Origin of the sequence: Streptomyces sp. NPDC102402 (assembly GCF_044765765.1) — a bacterium.
GTDB lineage: Bacteria > Actinomycetota > Actinomycetes > Streptomycetales > Streptomycetaceae > Streptomyces.
This window is the reverse complement of the sequence record NZ_JBIWKR010000013.1, coordinates 140,527-157,240: the sequence shown is the minus strand read 5'-3', so window position 1 is coordinate 157,240 and position 16,714 is coordinate 140,527. Positions and strand designations below refer to the sequence as shown.

Genomic DNA, 16,714 nt, shown 5'->3' with positions numbered 1-16,714 from the left:
GAAGGTGGCGGCAATGGCCAGGGTCCCGGCAGCGGCAGTGGCGGCGAGCGGTCTCGTCGGCGGGTACGGCATCGCCCGCTGGACGAAGAAGCGCCCGCTGGGCGGCGTCGCACTCGCGGCCGCCGGCTCGGTCGCCGCGTACGGGTGGAACCAGCAGGCCGGGGCCAGGGCCGCCACCGGGCTGACCCTCGCCTACGTCGCCGCGTTCGCCGGCTCGCACCCGCTCGCCAAGAAGGTCGGGGCCTGGCCCGCGGTCTTCGCCGTCGCGGGCGGGGTCGCCGCCGCGTCCTGGGCCGTGACCCGGCGCAGCGCCTGACACAGGCCACCGCCGCCGCGCCGCCCATGGGCACCGCGCGCCGCCTCACCGGTCCCGCGCGCCGCCCACCACCCGGCTCACCACCCGGGGGCGCCACACCGCTCACCTCCCGGGCGCCGCGGCACTCGCCCCGGTGCCCGATACGCCCCTCCGGGCGCCCGATCACGCCCCGCCGGGCGCCCGCCCCGAGAAAGTCCGCTCCCGGGGATTGAACACGGGCGCCGCGGGGTGCGTACTGAAGAGCAACTCCCCGCGTGACCCGGGGACGTGCCCGGACGACAGGACGGGCGCGTCCCCGGTCAGCCTCCCAGCGCGTGGGACAGCGAGTAGATCGCCAGGCCGGCCAGCGCACCCACCACCGTGCCGTTGATCCGGATGAACTGCAGGTCGCGCCCGATGTGCGCCTCGATCTTCTTCGACGTCTGGTCCGCGTCCCAGCCGGCCACCGTGTCACTGATCAGCGAAGTGATCTCCGTACGGTACGTCGTGACGACATACGCCGCCGCGTCCTCCAGCCAGCCCTCCAGCTTGGCCTGCAGCCGCTCGTCCGTGGACAGCCGGGCGCCCAGCGACATCAGCGAGGCCCGGGCCCGCAGCCGCAGCTCGCTCCGCTCGTCCTCGGCCGCCGCGATGATCATCGTGCGGACGGACGACCACGCGGAGGCGATGACGTCCTGGACCTCACCCCGCCCCAGGACCTCCGACTTCAGCCGCTCCACCCGGGCCCGCGTGTCCGAGTCCGTCTGGAGGTCGGCGGCGAAGTCCGTGAGGAACGTGTCGATCGAGCCGCGTGCCGGATGGCCCGGCATGTCCCGCATCTCCGTGATGAAGCGCAGGAGTTCCTTGTAGACCCGCTCACCCACCCGCTTGTCGACGAACCGCGGCGTCCAGCCGGGCGCCCCGCCCTGCACCGCGTCCATCACGGAGTCACCGTGCAGGACCAGCCAGTCGTGCGCCCGCACGCAGACGAGGTCGACCACCCTGCGGTGCCCGCCGTCCGCGACGATCTTCTCCAGCATCTTGCCTATCCCCGGGCCGACTTCCGCCGCGTCCGCCCGCCGGGTGATCGCCTCCCCCACGACCGCCTGCACGTCGGAGTCCCGCAACACGGTCAGCGCGCCGCGCAGCGCCGTGGCCAGCTCGGCGGTGACCCGGTCCGCGTGTGCGGGCTCCGCCAGCCACGCGCCGAGGCGCGAACCGACGCCCAGAGCGTGAATTCGGTCACGAACGACGTCTCCGGAGAGAAAATTCTCGCCCACGAAGGAACCGAGTGAGGCTCCCAACTGGTCCTTCTTGGTGGGAATGATGGCGGTGTGCGGAATGGGCAGACCGAGCGGGCGCCGGAAGAGCGCCGTGACGGCGAACCAGTCCGCCAGCGCACCGACCATCCCCGCCTCGGCAGCCGCTGCGACGTAGCCCGGCCAGCCGCCCACACCCGCGTTCTCCGCCCAGGTGGCGAGAACGTACACGAGAGCGACGAGCAGGAGCAGACCCGTGGCGGTGGTCTTCATACGGCGCACACCTCGCCGTTTCTCCTCATCGGCGGCGGTGTACGCGAACCCGCCCAGCGAGGGCCTCACCCGCGCCCCGGGCGCCTCGGAGCCCGGCCCGCCGGCCTCCGGCCCCGGCCGCGCGGCGGGCGCGGCCCCGATGCCCGGCGGCCCGGCCCCGGGCCGTCCGGGCCCACGGCCCTCCGGCCCCGATGCCGTTCCCTGTCCCGCGTCCTGTTCCATCCGCTCCACCCGTCCGCGTACGCCTCACGCCGTGCCGTTCGCATTGTCCCTGTCTCACCTACTCCCGGGCCGCACGTCGAGTTCCCCGGGGCCTGTCGCATCATGAGAGTTACCCGGACAACGGGACCGACCCCGCAAGGAGAAACACCACAGATGCCCAGGCGCCAGGGCCATGCCCTGCTCATCGCCCTCGCAGCAGGCACAGCCACGCTCGCCACCGCCGTCGCGTTCGGCACGACGCTGCTCACCGAGGAGCGCCGGACACCGCTCAGCGGGACGGAGAGCCACACGGCCGCCCGCAATCCCGCCGCACCGGCCAACTCCGTCGGCACCTGGGTCGCCACCTGGACCGCGGCCCCGGTCAGCGCCGAGCCGAACGCCGCACAGGGCTACCCCGGCCGCACCATCCGCAACATCGTGCACACCAGCGTCGGTGGTGACGCCGCACGCATCACCCTGTCCAACCTCTTCGGCGCCGCCCCCCTCGTGATCGACGAGGCCACCGTCAACACCCGCCGGGTCACCTTCCAGGGCCTGCCCACCGTCACCGTCGCCGCGGGCCGACAGGTCGTCAGCGACCCGGTCGTCGTCCCCGTCGCGCCGGACGCCGACCTGGAGGTCACCCTCCGCACCCCGTACGCCGCCGGGCCCGTCACCCAGCACCCCAACACCCACCAGACGTCCTTCCTGGCCGACGACCGGGCCACCTGGAGCACCACCCGGTGGCGCTATCTGACGGCCGTCGACGTCCGCACCAAGACGTCGGCCGGGGCCATCGTCGTCATCGGCGACTCCCTCACCGCGGGGACCGGCTCCACCACCGACGCCAACACCCGCTGGCCGGACGTCCTCTCCGACCGGCTCCGGCACCTCTACGGGATCGCCAACCAGGGCATAGCCGGCAACCGCCTCCTGAGCGACAGCCCGCTCGCACTGGGGGGCGTGCAGCACCTCGGCGGGCAGAGCGCCACCCACCGCTTCGACCGCGACGTCCTGTCCGTCGCCGGAGCGAAGACCGTCATCATCGCGCTCGGCATCAACGACGTGCAGCAGTTCCCCCAGGAGCCGGACCCCCAGCGCATCACCGCCGGGCTGCGCGCCCTCACCGAGCGCGCGCACGCCCAGGGGCTGCGGGTCGTCGGAGCGACGCTGACGCCCTTCCAGGGCTATTCCACCTGGACGCCCGAACGCAACGCCGTGCGCCTGGCGGTCAACGAGGAGATCCGCTCCGGCCGGATCTTCGACGCGTTCGTCGACTTCGACCGGGCCGTGCGCGACCCCTACGCGCCCAACCGGATCCTGCCCGAGTACGACTCGGGCGACCGGCTGCACTTCAACGACGCCGGCTACCGCACCCTGGGCCGCACCATCGGCCTCGCCACGGTGGACGGCACACCGAAGGCCGACGCCTTCTGACCCGGCGCCGGCCGGGCACGGCAGCGGCGGTCCGCACGGACCGCCGGCTCAGCCGAGCTCCTTGCGCCCCGGCCCGTCCCCCCGGTCCGGATCCGCGAGCCGCAGCCGCTCCTCCTGCCGCCGCCGCTTCTCCGCCCTGCTCCACTTGCGCTCCACCCCGACCCCGCCCATCAGCGCGAACCCGGTGACCTTCACCCGCGGGGACTCCGGATCCGGCTCCGGCTCCTCGTCGAGCTTGGAGTGCTCACCGAAGCCACCCATGAAGCCGAGCCCGTTGACCTGGACATCGATGTCCGGAGGCACCGTCACCTGCATCCCGCCCATGATCGTGATGCAGCGGATCACGACGTCGCGCTCCGCGAAGTGGGCCTCGCGCAGATCGATCTCGCCCCCGCCCCACATCGCGAACGCGGTGAACTTCGGGCCCACCGTCCAGCGGCCCTGACGACTGAACCCGCCCCAGAAGGCGAACGCCCCCGCCGAGGTGGCGATTCCGCCGATCCGCGCCCGCCAGTCGACCGACGAGCCCCTCCGCCCGGCCACCGGCCGCGCGACCCCGCCCGGCACCGGCAGGTCGCGCACCAGCGGCACCAACTCCCCGTGCGTACGCGCGCCGTACGTCGCCTCGAGCCGCTGCTCGAACTCGTCCATGTCCAGCCGGCCCTCGGCCACAGCCTCCCGGAGGGTCTCGGCGACCCGTTCGCGTTCCGCGTCGGAGGCACGCATGTCCGGGTTCTCACTTGTCATACCGGCACCCTATAGAGCGAACACGGGGCGGGCCTAGGCAGCGGAATCCGACACGTACATCCTCGCGATCACGGACTCGATGTCCGGCTCCCGCACCGACAGGTCGACCAGCGGGTAGTCCGCCGCGATACGCGCCACCAGCGGCGCCGCCGAAGCCCCGGCGGGGAACGCCAGCCACTGCCGGGGGCCCTCCACCCTCACCACCCGCGCCGAAGGCTCCGACCCCAGCTCGATCGGCGGCAGCTCGCGCTCCAGGTCCACGACGAGCGTCCGCTCGCTCGCCCCCACCTCGTGCAGCCCGGCCAGCGCACCGTCGTACACCAGACGGCCGTGGTCGATCACCATCACCCGCTTGCACAACTGCTCGATGTCGGTCAGATCGTGCGTCGTCAGGAGCACGGTCGTCGACCGCTCCGCGTTCAGGTCCTTGAGGAACCCCCGCACCTTGGCCTTGGACACCACGTCCAGCCCGATCGTCGGCTCGTCCAGGTACAGCACCTCGGGGTCGTGCAGCAGCGCCGCCGCGATGTCCCCCCGCATCCGCTGCCCCAGCGACAACTGCCGCACCGGCACCTCCAGCAGCGAACCCAGATCGAGGAGTTCGACGCACCGGTCCATGTTCTCCCGGAAGCGGGCGTCAGGGATCCGGTACATCCGGTGCATCAGCCGGTACGAGTCACGCAGCGGCAGGTCCCACCACAGCGTCGTCCGCTGCCCGAACACCACACCGATCCGGTGCGCCAGCCTCGTGCGCTCCCGGGAAGGATCGATCCCCGCGACCCTCAACCGGCCGCCGCTCGGCGTGAGAATGCCCGTCAGCATCTTGATCGTCGTCGACTTGCCCGCCCCGTTCGGGCCGATGTAGCCGACCATCTCCCCGCGCGGCACCCGGAAACTGATGCCGTCCACCGCCCGCACCTCACGCCGCTCACGCCGCATGAAGCCGGTCTTGCGGCGCACGTCGAAGACCTTCTCGACGCCGTCGAGCTCGATGAAGTCCATGTCGTCCACGCCCACTCCTCAGCTTCCCGTGCTGCGGTACGCCCGCAGCCCCACGCGCCACGCCAGCCCCGCGAGCACCCAGCACCCCACCGCCACCACCGGTGGCAGGAACGCCACCCACCGGGGCAGGTCCAGCGGATAGTCCCGGCCCAGCACGTACAGGGCCGGCAGCCAGCTCACGAACGCCAGCGGCACCACGAACGTCACCCCGCGCACCAGGTCCTTCGCGAAGACCGACGGCGGATACTGCAGCAGCGTCGTCCCCCCGTACGTGAACGCGTTCTGCACCTCCGACGCGTCCTGGGCGTAGAACTGGAACGCCGCACCCGCCACGAACACCGCCCCGAAGATCGCCGCCCCGCTCAGCACCATCAGCGGCAGCATCACCACCTTCACCGGGGTCCACGCGATGTCCAGCGTCCCCAGCGCGTACCCCAGCACCAGCAGCCCCTGCGTGATCCGCCCCAGCCTCCGCAGCGCGAACCGGTCCGCCGCCACCTGCGCCAGCACCGGCACGGGCCGCACCAGCAGCGTGTCCAGCGTCCCGTCCCGCACCCGCCGCCCCAGCCGGTCCATCGACCCCAGCACCAGGTCGGACAGGCCGAACGCGGTCGCCGACACCCCGTACAGCAGCGCGACCTCCGGCAGCGTGAACCCGCCCAGCACGTCCACGTGCGAGAACATCAGCAGGATCGCGACGAAGTCGAACCCCGTCGCGACGAAGTTCCCGAGAGCCGTCATCACGAACGACGCGCGGTACGCCATCGTCGAGCGCAGCCACATCGCCACGATCAGCCCGTACGCCCGCACCCCCTCGACCAGCCGCGACCGCTCGGGGAACACGGTCTCCGGCTCCACCACGGGCATCCGCCCGGTCCGGACCTCAGCCACCCTGGACCACCACCCTCCTGGTCGCCACCGACTGCAACAGCCGCCCCGTCAGCAGCAACGCCACCGCCCAGCCCGCCTGGAAGGCGTACGCCCCCAGCAGATCCCAGCCCGCGTACGTCCCGAGGAACACATCGGCCGGCACCTGCAGCAGCGACGACCACGGCAACGCCCGCGCCACATCCCCGAGCAGCCCCGGGAACAGGTTCAGCGGCAGCAGCATCCCGGAGAAGAACAGCCCGGCCAGCCAGGTGATCTGCATCGCCCCGGCCCCGTCCATCAGCCAGAAGGCCGAGAGCGCCACCAGGAATCGCACCGCGAAGCTCACCACGACCCCGAGCGTCACGGACACCAGGAAGGCGAGCCACGTCCAGGGGGAACCGGGCAGCGCCAGATCGAAGGCCACCGCCCCCAGCACCATCGGCACGATCCCGCGCCCCAGCAGATGGAAGGCCGCCCGGCCCAGGTCCCCCGCCAGCCACCACAGCTGCAGATCCGCGGGGCGGTACAGATCGACCGCGATGTCACCCGTACGGATGCGCTCCATCAACTCGTCCTCGAAGCCGCCGCCCATCATCGCGCAGGTCATCAGCAGAGCCTGACCCAGCCACACATAGGTCAGCGCCTGCGACGTGTCGTAGCCGCCGAGGTGCGGACGCTCGTCCCACAGGGCGATGTAGGTGTACGCCATGATGAAGCCGAAGACGGTGTTGGTGAACACTCCCGCGAACGTCGCCATCCGATACGTGGCATGCCGCCGGAACCCACCGGCCGCCACTACGGCGTAGAGCCGCATCCCGCCCCCCTCTGCCGCCAAAGCGCACGACCCTAGTCCACCGCGCCCGGCCGCCGCGACCCCATTTCCGTGGAGGGTTCCGAGGGTTATGCGTCCGAAAAGTGCACTATAGGAAAATCATCCGCAGTCGAGGAGCCTCCACAGTCATGAGCCAAGAGCCACCGCAGCACGGCGGAGACCCTGGTACACAGGGCTCCGGGGGCTGGGCCCCCCGAGACCCCTCGGCCGCGGCCTCCGCGGCCTCCGCGGCCGACACCCAGCACCCGAACGGCGCAGAAGCCCCCAAGGGGCGCACGAAACGCCCCAAGCGGCCCAAGCGCACCGGCTGGCGCCGCGCCATCCCCACCTGGCGCATGACCCTCGGCGGCGTACTCCTCCTCGCACTGCTCCTCGTCGGCGGATTCATCGCCGGCTACCAGCTCATCGACATCCCCGCCGCCAACGCCAGCGCGACCGCGCAGTCCAACGTCTACCTCTACGAGGACGGCACCGTCATCGCCCGCGACGGCGAGACCAACCGCGAGAACATCCCCCTGCGCCGCGTCCCCCGCCCCGTCCAGCACGCCGTACTCGCCGCCGAGGACCGCGACTTCTACTCGGAGGACGCCATCGACGTCCAGGCCACCCTCCGCGCCGGCTGGAACACCGTCACCGGCAAGGGCAGACAGGGCGGCTCCACGATCACCCAGCAGTACGTCAAGAACTACTACCTCGGCCAGGAACAGACCCTCGTCCGCAAGGCCAAGGAATTCTTCATCTCCATCAAGCTCGACCGCGAACAGAGCAAGGACGAGATCCTCGAGGGCTACCTCAACACCAGCTACTTCGGCCGCAACGCCTACGGCATCCAGGCCGCCTCCCACGCCTACTACGGCAAGGACGTCGAAGACCTCGGCCCCGGCGAAGGCGCCTACCTCGCCTCCCTCCTGAACGCCCCCAGCTCCTACGACGTCGTCGCCCACCCCGAGAACAAGAAGGCCGCACTCGCCCGCTGGGACTACGTACTCGACGGCATGGTCGAACACCACTGGCTCACCGAAGCCGACCGCGACGCCATGACCTTCCCCGTCCCCGGCAAGCCGAAGCCCGCCACCGCACTCTCCGGCCAGCGCGGCTACATCGTCCACGCCGTCGAGGACTACCTCACCACCAACAAGATCATCGACGAGGACACCCTCGACACCGGCGGCTACCGCATCACCACCACCCTCCAGAAGAAGAAGCAGGACGCACTCGTCGAAGCCGTCGAGGAGAACGTCCTCTCCAAGACCAGCGACGACCGCGAGGCAGACCGCAACGTCCGCGCCGGCGGCGCCTCCGTCGATCCCGCCAACGGCCACGTCGTCGCCCTCTACGGCGGCATCGACTACACCAGGCAGTTCGTCAACAACGCCACCCGCCGCGACTACCAGGTCGGATCCACCTTCAAGCCCTTCGTCCTCGCCGCCGCCCTCGCCAACGGGTCCACCACCCAGAAGGACCGGCCCATCACCCCCAACACCCGCTACGACGGCGACAACGAACGCACCGTCCAAGCCGCCACCGGCCCCACCGACTACTCCCCCGCCAACGAGGACGACGTCGACTACGGCTCCATCACCGTCCGCGAGGCCACCGACAAATCCGTCAACGCCGTCTACGCCCAGATGGCCCAGGACGTCGGCCCCGACGAGGTCAAGGACACCGCGATCGCCCTCGGCATCCCCCAGAACACACCCGACCTCACCGCATCCCCCTCCATCGCGCTCGGACCCGCCACCGCCAGCGTCCTCGACATGGCCTCCGCCTACGCCACCCTCGCCGACCACGGCAGACAGCGCACCCACACCCTCGTCTCCAAGATCAGCAAGAACACCGTCGCCCTCGACCTCCCCACCAGGAACACCCGGCGCGCCATCCCCCGCGAAGCCGCCGACACCACCACCTCCGTCCTGCGCAGCGTCGTCGACGGCGGCACCGGCACCGCAGCCCTCGCCGCCGGCCGCCCCGCCGCCGGCAAGACCGGCACCGCCGAGGAGGACAAGGCCGCCTGGTTCGCCGGCTACACCCCCGACCTCGCCACCGTCATCGCCGTCATGGGCCAGGACCCGAAGACCGGCATCCAGAAACCCCTCTACGGCGCCCTCGGCCTCGCCCGCATGAACGGCGGCGGCGCACCCGCCCAGACCTGGGCCGCCTACACCCGCGCCGCACTCGAAGGCAGCGAGGTGCAGGGCTTCGACCTCCAGGCCGACGAAGGCCCCGAAGAACCCGACCCGGACGAGAGCGCCGAGGGCGAGGACACCGAGGACGACGACACCGAGGAAGCCGGGAACACCAGGGAACGCCGGAACCGCGAGGACGACTCGGAGCGCCAGGACAGCGACACCGACGAGCCCGGAACCGGGGAGACCCGTCAGGAACGCGACGGCACGAACCGCACCCGCGCACCCTCCGAAGCCTCCCCGGCCGCAGGAACGCCCCGCACCGCCACCCCCGCCGACGCTCCGACGCGCACACCCCGGCTCCAGGAACCCGCCGCCCTGCGACCCCACCACGAGCCCCCGGACGACCGGCCCGAAGAGCCCGCCGACCACCCCGGCGACCGCCCGGCCGACGAACGGAACAGGGGCGGACAGGACCTCCACGGCCCCACCCGCCCCTGACCACTCAGTGCCCGGACGTCGCCTTCAGCCCCACCACGGCCACCAGCAGCAGACACACGAAGAAAATACGGGCGGCGGTCACCGGCTCGTTCAGCACCACCATGCCCAGCACCGCGGCACCCGCCGCGCCGATCCCCACCCACACGCCGTACGCCGTACCGATCGGCAGCGTCTTCGCCGCATGCGACAACAGCACCATGCTGGCCACGATCCCCAGACCGGTGAACACGCTCGGCCACAGCCGGGTGAACCCCTCGGTGTACTTCATCCCGATCGACCAGCCCACTTCAAGGAAACCGGCCACGATCAGCAGAACCCACGCCACGACGGCACCTCCACGACGACACACACGGACAGAACACGGATGCGTCGTCTTTACGGAACCCGGTACGGCGCGTCTCGTCGGGGTCCCCCCACCGTAGCAAGCCCACAGAACAGACAAAAGGCCTGGTGACGACAGTCACCAGGCCCTTCCACCGCCACTTACAGATACAGCCCGGTCGAATCCACCGAACCCTCGAACCGGTCCGCCGCCACCGCGTGAAGATCCCGCTCACGCATCAGCACGTACGCCACACCCCGCACCTCGACCTCGGCACGGTCCTCGGGGTCGTACAGCACCCGGTCACCCGGCTCAACCGTCCGCACGTTCTGACCCACCGCGACCACCTCGGCCCACGCCAGACGCCGGCCGACCGCAGCCGTCGCCGGAATCAGGATGCCGCCGCCCGACCGCCGCTCACCCTCAGGCGAATCGGACCGGACCAGCACCCGGTCGTGCAGCATCCGGATCGGCAGCTTGTCGTCGGTGTTGCTCATGCCGTTGTCGCTCACGCCCCGAAACCTACCTGCCCCGCACCGGCCCGCACGCCCCAGGGCACGTCCGGACCCGTCCTCAGCGCCTCTTGCGCCGCGCACACCGGGAAGAGCGCGAGGACCGCGGCGACCCGGACGACAGCGTCAGCAGCGCCACCGCACCCACCACCACCAGCGCCGCCGGAATCACCCGCTCCAGCCGCGGCGAACCGTCCTCGGACACGAACTGCGCCCTCACGTCCGAAACCGAACGGTTCACGGCGACGAACGCGCGCCCGGCCGTCCGGTCCACCGTCGACGCGACCTTGGCCTTCGCGTCACCGATCATCGTCTTCGGGTGCACGCGCACCCCGATCTCGTCCAGCACCACCGCAAGCTGCGCACGCCTGCTGATGATGTCCGCCTCGATCTGCGCAGGGGTCCTGGTATCCGACACTGCGCCGCCTCCGTGGTCGTCGTCGGGTAAACCTTCATCGACAGTCTGTCAGCTCAGCCGCCCCTCCACCCGGCGGCACCCCCTATTACGCTCGGTGCCACACAGCCCACGTGCCACTCGAGGAGAGACATGAGCGAGCGACTCCAGACCGGCGACACCGCCCCCGCCTTCACCCTTCCGGACGCCGACGGCAAGGAGGTCTCGCTCGCGGACCACAAGGGCCGCAAGGTCATCGTCTACTTCTACCCCGCGGCGCTTACCCCCGGTTGCACCAAGCAGGCCTGCGACTTCACGGACAACCTGGACCTCCTCACCGGAGCCGGCTACGACGTCATCGGCGTGTCGCCCGACAAGCCCGAGAAGCTCGCGAAGTTCCGCGAGCAGGAGAACCTCAAGGTCACCCTGGTCGGCGACCCCTCCAAGGAGACTCTGGAGGCGTACGGCGCGTTCGGAGAGAAGAAGCTCTACGGCAAAACGGTGACGGGTGTGATCCGCTCCACGATTGTGGTCGACGAAGAGGGCAAGGTGGAGAAGGCCCTCTACAACGTCAAGGCGACCGGACACGTTGCCAAGATCATCAAGGACCTCGGCATCTGACTCGATTTCGACCGGTACCGGCCGAAATCGATGTGATCGAGATCGCAAACAGCTGTTGATTCGGTTTGCAACCGCCATGACTGCGCAGAAGCCTTTCCTGGAACACCGTTCGACGAAAGGAACCGGCCATGGCGGCCTCCGACCCCCACCAGGCGGCCGACCCTGATGCGGTCAAACGCCACCCCGCGCTCTTCCGGGCCATCCGGAAGCGCCAGAACCCCCGGCTCCGTCGGACGGACATCACCGTCACCGACGACCAGGCGGTCAAGCGCGCGGTGAAGGCGGCCTCCCTGGGTAACGCCATGGAGTGGTTCGACTTCGGGATCTACTCCTACCTGGCCGTCACCATCGGGCACGTCTTCTTCCCTTCCGGGAACGACACCACCCAGCTCCTCTCGTCGTTCGCGACCTTCGCCGTGGCCTTCCTCGTCCGCCCCCTCGGCGGCATGTTCTTCGGCCCCATGGGCGACAAGATCGGCCGCAAGAAGGTCCTCGCCCTCACCATGATCCTCATGGCGATCGGCACCTTCGCGATCGGCCTCATCCCCTCCCACGACACCATCGGCGTCTGGGCCGCGGTCCTGCTGATCTTCTTCCGGATGCTCCAGGGCTTCTCCACCGGCGGCGAGTACGGCGGCGCCTCCACCTTCATCGCCGAGTACGCCCCCGACAAGCGCCGCGGCTTCTTCGGTAGCTTCCTCGAATTCGGCACCCTCGCCGGATACGTCGGCGCCGCCGGGCTCGTCACCCTCCTGTACGCCCTCCTGGACACCGGCCAGATGGAGTCCTGGGGCTGGCGCATCCCGTTCCTCGTCGCCGGCCCGCTCGGCCTCGTAGGCCTCTACCTGCGACTGCGCCTCGACGAGACCCCCGCCTTCCAGAAGCTGGAGGGCGGCACGGCCCACGCCACGGAGGCCGCCGACCACGTCGAGTCCACCGCCAAGGGCGACCTCGCCAAGATCTTCCGCCAGTACTGGCCGACGCTGATCCTCTGCATCGCCCTGGTCGGCGCGTACAACATCACCGACTACATGCTGCTGTCGTACATGCCGACGTACCTCTCGGACGAGCTCGGCTACAGCGAGACCCACGGCCTGCTCATCCTGCTCGGCGTCATGGTCTTCCTCATGATGATCATCAGCCAGTTCGGCAAGCTGTCGGACCACTTCGGCCGCAAGCCGATACTGATGGCAGGCATGATCGGCTTCCTGGTCCTCTCGCTGCCCGCCTTCCTCCTGATCCGCCAGGGCAGCATCCCGGCGATCATCATCGGCATGCTGATGCTGGGCCTCTCCCTGGTCTGCATGCTGGGCACGATGTCCGCCGCCCTCCCGGCCCTGTTCCCGACGAACGTCCGCTACGGCTCCCTGTCGGTCGGCTACAACCTCTCGGCCTCGATCTTCGGCGGCACGACCCCGCTGGTGATCACCGCCCTGATCAGCTGGACCGGCTCGAACCTCATGCCCGCGTACTACGCGATGGCGGCGGCCCTGGTCGGCGTGATCGCCGTGGCCTGCATGAAGGAGACCGCCAACCAGCCCCTGGCCGGCTCCCCGCCCTCGGTCGAGACGGAAGAGGAAGCCGCGGAACTGGTCCACGCCCAGAGTCCGGACCCGAAGTTCTGACCCACCGTGCGCTGAGGGCCCGTACCGCTTCCCCGAAGCGGTACGGGCCCTTCCGCATCTCGTCGCATTACGGACGTGACCATCCGATTAACGGTTCGTTGCTCCGTACGAGACCGCGAACGCGCGGCCGGATACGGAGGGGGACATGCCGGTAAGCCCGTACACGCGAGAGCGCCTGATGGAAGCGGCCTCGTCGTCACGGACACTCTCGGAGGCGCTGACGAAGCTCGGGGTGGACCCGAAGAGCTCGTCGCGGCCATACCTCCTCGACCGCATGAAGAAAATGGGCATCACCACGGCGCACTTCGAGCGCGAGGGCGCTCGATGGACCAGGGAAGTCCTGGAGCCCGTGGTGGCCGCATCAACGAGCGTGTACGAGGTCCTCCACCGCCTCGGCCTCGAAGCGGTGGGGGGCCACCACACCAACATCAGCCGACGCATCAAGGCATACGGCATCGATACCTCGCACTTCGCCCAGCCGCCCAAAACCGGGATGAAGCAGCGTCGCCGCACCCCCCGGGAACGCCTGGTGGAGGACACTTCGCCGCGTGCCCGCCGCGTTCCGGGTGCCCGCCTCAAGCCCGCGATGTCGGCACTGGGCGTCGCGGACCGCTGCGCCCTATGTGGGACAGAGCCGGTTTGGCGAGGGCGGCCGCTCCCACTCGAGGTGGACCACATCAACGGCAATTGGCGCGACAACCGTCTGGAGAACTTGCGGCTCCTGTGCCCCAACTGCCATTCGACGACCGACACGTACCGCGGTCGCGCCAAGAGCCGCCGAGCACAGGACAGCCGATGATCCAGAAGCGGAAGTACACCCGCGAGGTGCTGACCGAAGCAGCGGAGAACTGCTCAAGTATCGACGGAGTCATAGCCTTCTTGGGCGCTCACCCCCACGAGCGCCTCCGCCGCTATCTACTACGACGGCTCGCCCACTACGGTATCGACGTCTCCCACTTCCCACACCACCGTTCCGACACCGTCGCAACGCGCCCGCCCTCGGACGTGCTCCGTGAATCCGTGGCGAACTCCCGCTCTCTGGCCGAGCTGCTGCGAAAGCTCGGGCGCCGGGACAATGGGCACCAGCGAAATCTCCTACGCCGGTGGATCGCGGAAGAAGGCCTGACAACCGCACACCTCCTGGGCCAAGGACACCAACGCGGCATGCCATCGACGACGCCCAGCAGACGCCCCACGGACGTGCTGGTGAAGCACGACGGGAAACGCCGTACGAAGACCGTGCTGTTACGTCGGGCTCTCTCCGCGATCGGCGTCCCCGAGCGTTGTGCCGAGTGTGGAACCAGCCCGGTCTGGCATGGAAATCCGATCACCCTGGAGATCGACCACATCAACGGCGACCGGAGCGATGACCGCGCCGAGAATCTCCGCTTACTGTGCCCGAACTGCCATGCAGTCACCAGCACCTGGTGCCGAGGGGGTACACGCCGAACAGCACACCCTCAAGACTCGCTTACCACCTCAACAGCCCGCCCGGTACGATGACAGACGGCTAGCGGCGGTGGTGCAATGGCGACACAGCAGACTTAGGATCTGTGGCCCGTGAAACGGCTTGAGGGTTCGAATCCCTTCCGCCGCACGAGGACGGCCTACGAATCGAAGGATTGATTCGTAGGCCGTTTTCATATCCGGCGCCTCACCCCACCAGCTCCCGCACCACCGGCACCAGTGCCCGGAACGCCTTGCCGCGGTGGCTGATCGCGTTCTTCTCCGCAGGGGTGAGCTCCGCGCAGGTCCGGGTCTCGCCGTCGGGCTCCAGGATCGGGTCGTAGCCGAAGCCGTATCCGCCGGCCGGAGCGGTGCGCAGGGTGCCCGTGAGGCGGCCCTCGACCACGCGTTCCGTGCCGTCGGGGAGGGCCAGGGCGGCGGCGCAGGCGAAGTAGGCCCCTCGGTGGGGGGCGGAGATGTCGCCGAGCTGGGCGAGGAGCAGGTCCAGGTTGGCCGCGTCGTTGCCGTGGGCGCCCGACCAGCGGGCCGAGAAGATGCCGGGGGCTCCGCCGAGCACGTCGACGCAGAGGCCGGAGTCGTCGGCGACGGCCGGGTGGCCGGTGGCCCGGGCCAGGGCGTGGGCCTTGAGGAGGGCGTTCTCGGCGAAGGTGACGCCGGTTTCCTTGACGTCGGGGATGTCGGGGTACGCGTCCGCGCCGACGAGGTCGTGGTTCAGGCCCGCGTCGGCGAGGATCGCGTGGAGTTCGGTGATTTTCCCGGCGTTGCGGGTGGCGAGGATCAGGCGCGTCATGCGTCGATTATCGCCGCCTGTTCACGGTGTGCAGACCTTGCCGATCTCGGTGGCGGCATCGGTGACGGGGGTGATGTCAGGGGTGGCGTCGCCACTCTCGATGGACTTCCGGACGTTGGTGACGCCTGCCTGGAGGTCGTCGACGGCCTTGCTCAGGTCGGCGTTGTCCGTGGTGTCGCCGAGGTCCTTGAGCTCCTTGTCGATCTGGTCCAGGGATTCGGAGGCCTGGGTCACGTCCTCGGAGGCGTTGGACACCGCCTGCTGGAGGTTGTTGACGCTGGTGGCGATGGCATCGGCCGTGCGGACGCAGTCCAGGGCCTTGTCGACGGCGCCGCAGCCGACGGCGGCGGTGAGGGTCAGCAGAGTGGCCGTGACGGCGAGTGCGGTGCGGTGGTGGCGGCGCGAGGCCATGGTGCGGTCCCTCCCCAGGGTGGATACATGGACGGACGCACGGTTCGACCCGTGCGCCCGTACCCGCTACGACGCTGTGCGCTGCGTATTTGGTTGCTTCTTTACTCGCCGAGTGTGCGCGCGAGTGCCTCTTCCTGGAGCTTGGCGAGGTCGGTGCAGCCGGCGGTGGCGAGGTCGAGGAGGGCGTTGAGCTCGGTGCGGTCGAAGGGTTCGGCCTCAGCGGTGCCCTGGACCTCGACGAAGCGGCCGTCGCCGGTGCAGACGACGTTCATGTCGGTGTCGGCCCGGACGTCCTCCTCGTAGCAGAGGTCGAGGAGCGGGATCCCGTCGACGATGCCGACGCTGACCGCGGCGACGGTGCCGGTGAGGGGCTTGCGGCCGTGCTTGATGATCTTCTTGCCCTGGGCCCAGGCGATGGCGTCGGCGAGGGCGACGTAGGCGCCGGTGATGGCCGCGGTGCGGGTGCCGCCGTCGGCCTGGAGGACGTCGCAGTCGAGGACGATCGTGTTCTCGCCGAGGGCCTTGTAGTCGATCACGGCGCGCAGGGAGCGGCCGATGAGGCGGCTGATCTCGTGGGTGCGGCCGCCGATCTTCCCGCGTACGGATTCGCGGTCGCCGCGGGTGTTGGTGGAGCGGGGCAGCATGGAGTACTCGGCGGTGACCCATCCTTCGCCGCTGCCCTTGCGCCAGCGGGGGACGCCTTCGGTGACGGAGGCGGTGCAGAAGACCTTGGTGTCACCGAAGGAGATGAGTACGGAGCCTTCGGCGTGCTTGCTCCATCCGCGTTCGATGGTGACGGGGCGGAGCTGTTCGGGGGTGCGGCCGTCGATACGAGACATGGCGTCGAGCCTATCGGCTGGGGCGGCCGGGTCCGTTCGGGTGCATGGGCGGGTGCGGTGCGGTGCCGGGCGGGGCTCACGGCGGGCGCGGGCGCGACGGGCAGGGGCGGCGGGCGCAGGGGCGGCGGGCGCAGGGGCGGCGGGCGCAGGGGCGGCGGGCGCAGGGGTGGTTGCGCGGCGGGCGCAGGGG

At 70.0% G+C, this 16,714-nt stretch carries 18 protein-coding genes, 1 tRNA gene and 1 riboswitch; of the genes, 8 read left to right on the top strand and 11 right to left on the bottom strand.

What is annotated here, in order from left to right:
* Nucleotides 1-13 precede the first annotated feature (13 nt).
* The gene (locus tag ACIRJR_RS29505; protein WP_403786179.1) at nucleotides 14-316 is read left to right on the top strand and encodes a hypothetical protein; all 303 of its coding nucleotides are present in this window, start codon (nucleotides 14-16) and stop codon (nucleotides 314-316) included.
* 299 nt (nucleotides 317-615) lie between these two features.
* Here ACIRJR_RS29505 and ACIRJR_RS29500 read toward each other — a convergent pair whose 3' ends face one another.
* On the bottom strand, nucleotides 616-2,049 hold the full coding sequence (locus ACIRJR_RS29500; protein ID WP_403786177.1) for a DUF445 domain-containing protein: 1,434 nt from the start codon (nucleotides 2,047-2,049) through the stop codon (nucleotides 616-618).
* Between the two features lie 153 nt (nucleotides 2,050-2,202).
* Between ACIRJR_RS29500 and ACIRJR_RS29495 the strand changes: the two genes are divergently transcribed.
* Nucleotides 2,203-3,465 carry an SGNH/GDSL hydrolase family protein gene (locus ACIRJR_RS29495; RefSeq protein ID WP_403786175.1) on the top strand — a complete coding sequence of 421 codons (1,263 nt, stop codon included), beginning with the start codon at nucleotides 2,203-2,205 and terminating at the stop codon, nucleotides 3,463-3,465.
* Nucleotides 3,466-3,513: 48 nt separating this feature from the next.
* Here the strand turns inward: ACIRJR_RS29495 and ACIRJR_RS29490 are convergent, their stop codons facing one another.
* The 4 genes from ACIRJR_RS29490 to ACIRJR_RS29475 are packed head-to-tail and all read right to left on the bottom strand — an operon-like array spanning nucleotide 3,514 to nucleotide 6,898.
* Entirely contained in the window at nucleotides 3,514-4,212 is a 699-nt protein-coding gene (locus tag ACIRJR_RS29490) for a DUF1707 domain-containing protein (protein ID WP_403786173.1), read from the bottom strand.
* Nucleotides 4,213-4,245: 33 nt separating this feature from the next.
* Nucleotides 4,246-5,214, bottom strand: a complete 969-nt coding sequence (locus tag ACIRJR_RS29485) for an ATP-binding cassette domain-containing protein (RefSeq protein WP_403786235.1) — start codon at nucleotides 5,212-5,214, stop codon at nucleotides 4,246-4,248.
* 18 nt (nucleotides 5,215-5,232) lie between these two features.
* Nucleotides 5,233-6,081, bottom strand: coding sequence for an ABC transporter permease (locus ACIRJR_RS29480; RefSeq protein ID WP_403786233.1), 849 nt, complete (start codon nucleotides 6,079-6,081; stop codon nucleotides 5,233-5,235).
* A gap of 16 nt (nucleotides 6,082-6,097) precedes the next feature.
* Nucleotides 6,098-6,898: an ABC transporter permease gene (locus ACIRJR_RS29475; protein WP_403786171.1), complete on the bottom strand. Its 801-nt coding sequence runs from the start codon at nucleotides 6,896-6,898 to the stop codon at nucleotides 6,098-6,100.
* 146 nt (nucleotides 6,899-7,044) lie between these two features.
* On the opposite strand from ACIRJR_RS29475, the gene ACIRJR_RS29470 reads away from it, so the two are divergent.
* Entirely contained in the window at nucleotides 7,045-9,543 is a 2,499-nt protein-coding gene (locus ACIRJR_RS29470) for a transglycosylase domain-containing protein (protein WP_403786169.1), read from the top strand.
* A 4-nt stretch (nucleotides 9,544-9,547) separates the two neighbouring features.
* Here ACIRJR_RS29470 and ACIRJR_RS29465 read toward each other — a convergent pair whose 3' ends face one another.
* The 3 genes from ACIRJR_RS29465 to ACIRJR_RS29455 all read right to left on the bottom strand — a co-directional run bounded on the left by ACIRJR_RS29465 (nucleotide 9,548) and on the right by ACIRJR_RS29455 (nucleotide 10,795).
* Entirely contained in the window at nucleotides 9,548-9,868 is a 321-nt protein-coding gene (locus ACIRJR_RS29465) for a DMT family transporter (RefSeq protein ID WP_403786167.1), read from the bottom strand.
* Nucleotides 9,869-9,906: 38 nt separating this feature from the next.
* Nucleotides 9,907-9,974: riboswitch (guanidine-III (ykkC-III) riboswitch) on the bottom strand.
* A gap of 52 nt (nucleotides 9,975-10,026) precedes the next feature.
* Nucleotides 10,027-10,362, bottom strand: coding sequence for a co-chaperone GroES (locus tag ACIRJR_RS29460; protein ID WP_099173024.1), 336 nt, complete (start codon nucleotides 10,360-10,362; stop codon nucleotides 10,027-10,029).
* Nucleotides 10,363-10,438: 76 nt separating this feature from the next.
* The gene (locus ACIRJR_RS29455) at nucleotides 10,439-10,795 is read right to left on the bottom strand and encodes a DUF3618 domain-containing protein (protein WP_403786165.1); all 357 of its coding nucleotides are present in this window, start codon (nucleotides 10,793-10,795) and stop codon (nucleotides 10,439-10,441) included.
* Nucleotides 10,796-10,924: 129 nt separating this feature from the next.
* Between ACIRJR_RS29455 and bcp the strand changes: the two genes are divergently transcribed.
* From bcp to ACIRJR_RS29430, 5 genes are all read left to right on the top strand, one after another.
* Entirely contained in the window at nucleotides 10,925-11,392 is a 468-nt protein-coding gene (gene bcp, locus ACIRJR_RS29450; RefSeq protein WP_403786163.1) for a thioredoxin-dependent thiol peroxidase, read from the top strand.
* A 128-nt stretch (nucleotides 11,393-11,520) separates the two neighbouring features.
* Nucleotides 11,521-13,017, top strand: coding sequence for a glycine betaine/L-proline transporter ProP (gene proP / locus ACIRJR_RS29445; RefSeq protein ID WP_403786161.1), 1,497 nt, complete (start codon nucleotides 11,521-11,523; stop codon nucleotides 13,015-13,017).
* Nucleotides 13,018-13,162: 145 nt separating this feature from the next.
* The gene (locus tag ACIRJR_RS29440) at nucleotides 13,163-13,816 is read left to right on the top strand and encodes an HNH endonuclease (protein ID WP_403786159.1); all 654 of its coding nucleotides are present in this window, start codon (nucleotides 13,163-13,165) and stop codon (nucleotides 13,814-13,816) included.
* On the top strand, nucleotides 13,813-14,520 hold the full coding sequence (locus ACIRJR_RS29435; RefSeq protein ID WP_403786157.1) for an HNH endonuclease: 708 nt from the start codon (nucleotides 13,813-13,815) through the stop codon (nucleotides 14,518-14,520). Before ACIRJR_RS29440 ends, ACIRJR_RS29435 begins: the two co-directional genes overlap by 4 nt.
* A 10-nt stretch (nucleotides 14,521-14,530) precedes the next feature.
* Nucleotides 14,531-14,614: transfer RNA gene (locus ACIRJR_RS29430), tRNA-Leu, on the top strand.
* A gap of 57 nt (nucleotides 14,615-14,671) precedes the next feature.
* Here ACIRJR_RS29430 and rdgB read toward each other — a convergent pair.
* From rdgB to rph, 3 genes are all read right to left on the bottom strand, one after another.
* Nucleotides 14,672-15,274 (bottom strand): RdgB/HAM1 family non-canonical purine NTP pyrophosphatase, encoded by a 603-nt coding sequence (rdgB, locus tag ACIRJR_RS29425; RefSeq protein WP_403786155.1) that lies wholly within the window; start codon nucleotides 15,272-15,274, stop codon nucleotides 14,672-14,674.
* A gap of 21 nt (nucleotides 15,275-15,295) precedes the next feature.
* Nucleotides 15,296-15,685, bottom strand: coding sequence for a hypothetical protein (locus tag ACIRJR_RS29420; protein WP_403786153.1), 390 nt, complete (start codon nucleotides 15,683-15,685; stop codon nucleotides 15,296-15,298).
* A 101-nt stretch (nucleotides 15,686-15,786) separates the two neighbouring features.
* Nucleotides 15,787-16,524: a ribonuclease PH gene (rph, locus tag ACIRJR_RS29415; RefSeq protein WP_403786151.1), complete on the bottom strand. Its 738-nt coding sequence runs from the start codon at nucleotides 16,522-16,524 to the stop codon at nucleotides 15,787-15,789.
* Nucleotides 16,525-16,714: the final 190 nt, after the last annotated feature.

Coding starts and splice junctions, on each gene's coding strand:
- ACIRJR_RS29495 (WP_403786175.1), top strand. CDS start 2,203: ATGCCCAGGCGCCAGGGCCATGCCCTGCTCATCGCCCTCGCAGCAGGC.
- rph (WP_403786151.1), bottom strand. CDS start 16,524: ATGTCTCGTATCGACGGCCGCACCCCCGAACAGCTCCGCCCCGTCACC.
- ACIRJR_RS29500 (WP_403786177.1), bottom strand. CDS start 2,049: ATGGAACAGGACGCGGGACAGGGAACGGCATCGGGGCCGGAGGGCCGT.
- ACIRJR_RS29480 (WP_403786233.1), bottom strand. CDS start 6,081: ATGCCCGTGGTGGAGCCGGAGACCGTGTTCCCCGAGCGGTCGCGGCTG.
- proP (WP_403786161.1), top strand. CDS start 11,521: ATGGCGGCCTCCGACCCCCACCAGGCGGCCGACCCTGATGCGGTCAAA.
- ACIRJR_RS29420 (WP_403786153.1), bottom strand. CDS start 15,685: ATGGCCTCGCGCCGCCACCACCGCACCGCACTCGCCGTCACGGCCACT.
- ACIRJR_RS29485 (WP_403786235.1), bottom strand. CDS start 5,214: ATGGACTTCATCGAGCTCGACGGCGTCGAGAAGGTCTTCGACGTGCGC.
- rdgB (WP_403786155.1), bottom strand. CDS start 15,274: ATGACGCGCCTGATCCTCGCCACCCGCAACGCCGGGAAAATCACCGAA.
- ACIRJR_RS29435 (WP_403786157.1), top strand. CDS start 13,813: ATGATCCAGAAGCGGAAGTACACCCGCGAGGTGCTGACCGAAGCAGCG.
- bcp (WP_403786163.1), top strand. CDS start 10,925: ATGAGCGAGCGACTCCAGACCGGCGACACCGCCCCCGCCTTCACCCTT.
- ACIRJR_RS29490 (WP_403786173.1), bottom strand. CDS start 4,212: ATGACAAGTGAGAACCCGGACATGCGTGCCTCCGACGCGGAACGCGAA.
- ACIRJR_RS29505 (WP_403786179.1), top strand. CDS start 14: ATGGCCAGGGTCCCGGCAGCGGCAGTGGCGGCGAGCGGTCTCGTCGGC.
- ACIRJR_RS29475 (WP_403786171.1), bottom strand. CDS start 6,898: ATGCGGCTCTACGCCGTAGTGGCGGCCGGTGGGTTCCGGCGGCATGCC.
- ACIRJR_RS29460 (WP_099173024.1), bottom strand. CDS start 10,362: ATGAGCAACACCGACGACAAGCTGCCGATCCGGATGCTGCACGACCGG.
- ACIRJR_RS29470 (WP_403786169.1), top strand. CDS start 7,045: ATGAGCCAAGAGCCACCGCAGCACGGCGGAGACCCTGGTACACAGGGC.
- ACIRJR_RS29440 (WP_403786159.1), top strand. CDS start 13,163: ATGCCGGTAAGCCCGTACACGCGAGAGCGCCTGATGGAAGCGGCCTCG.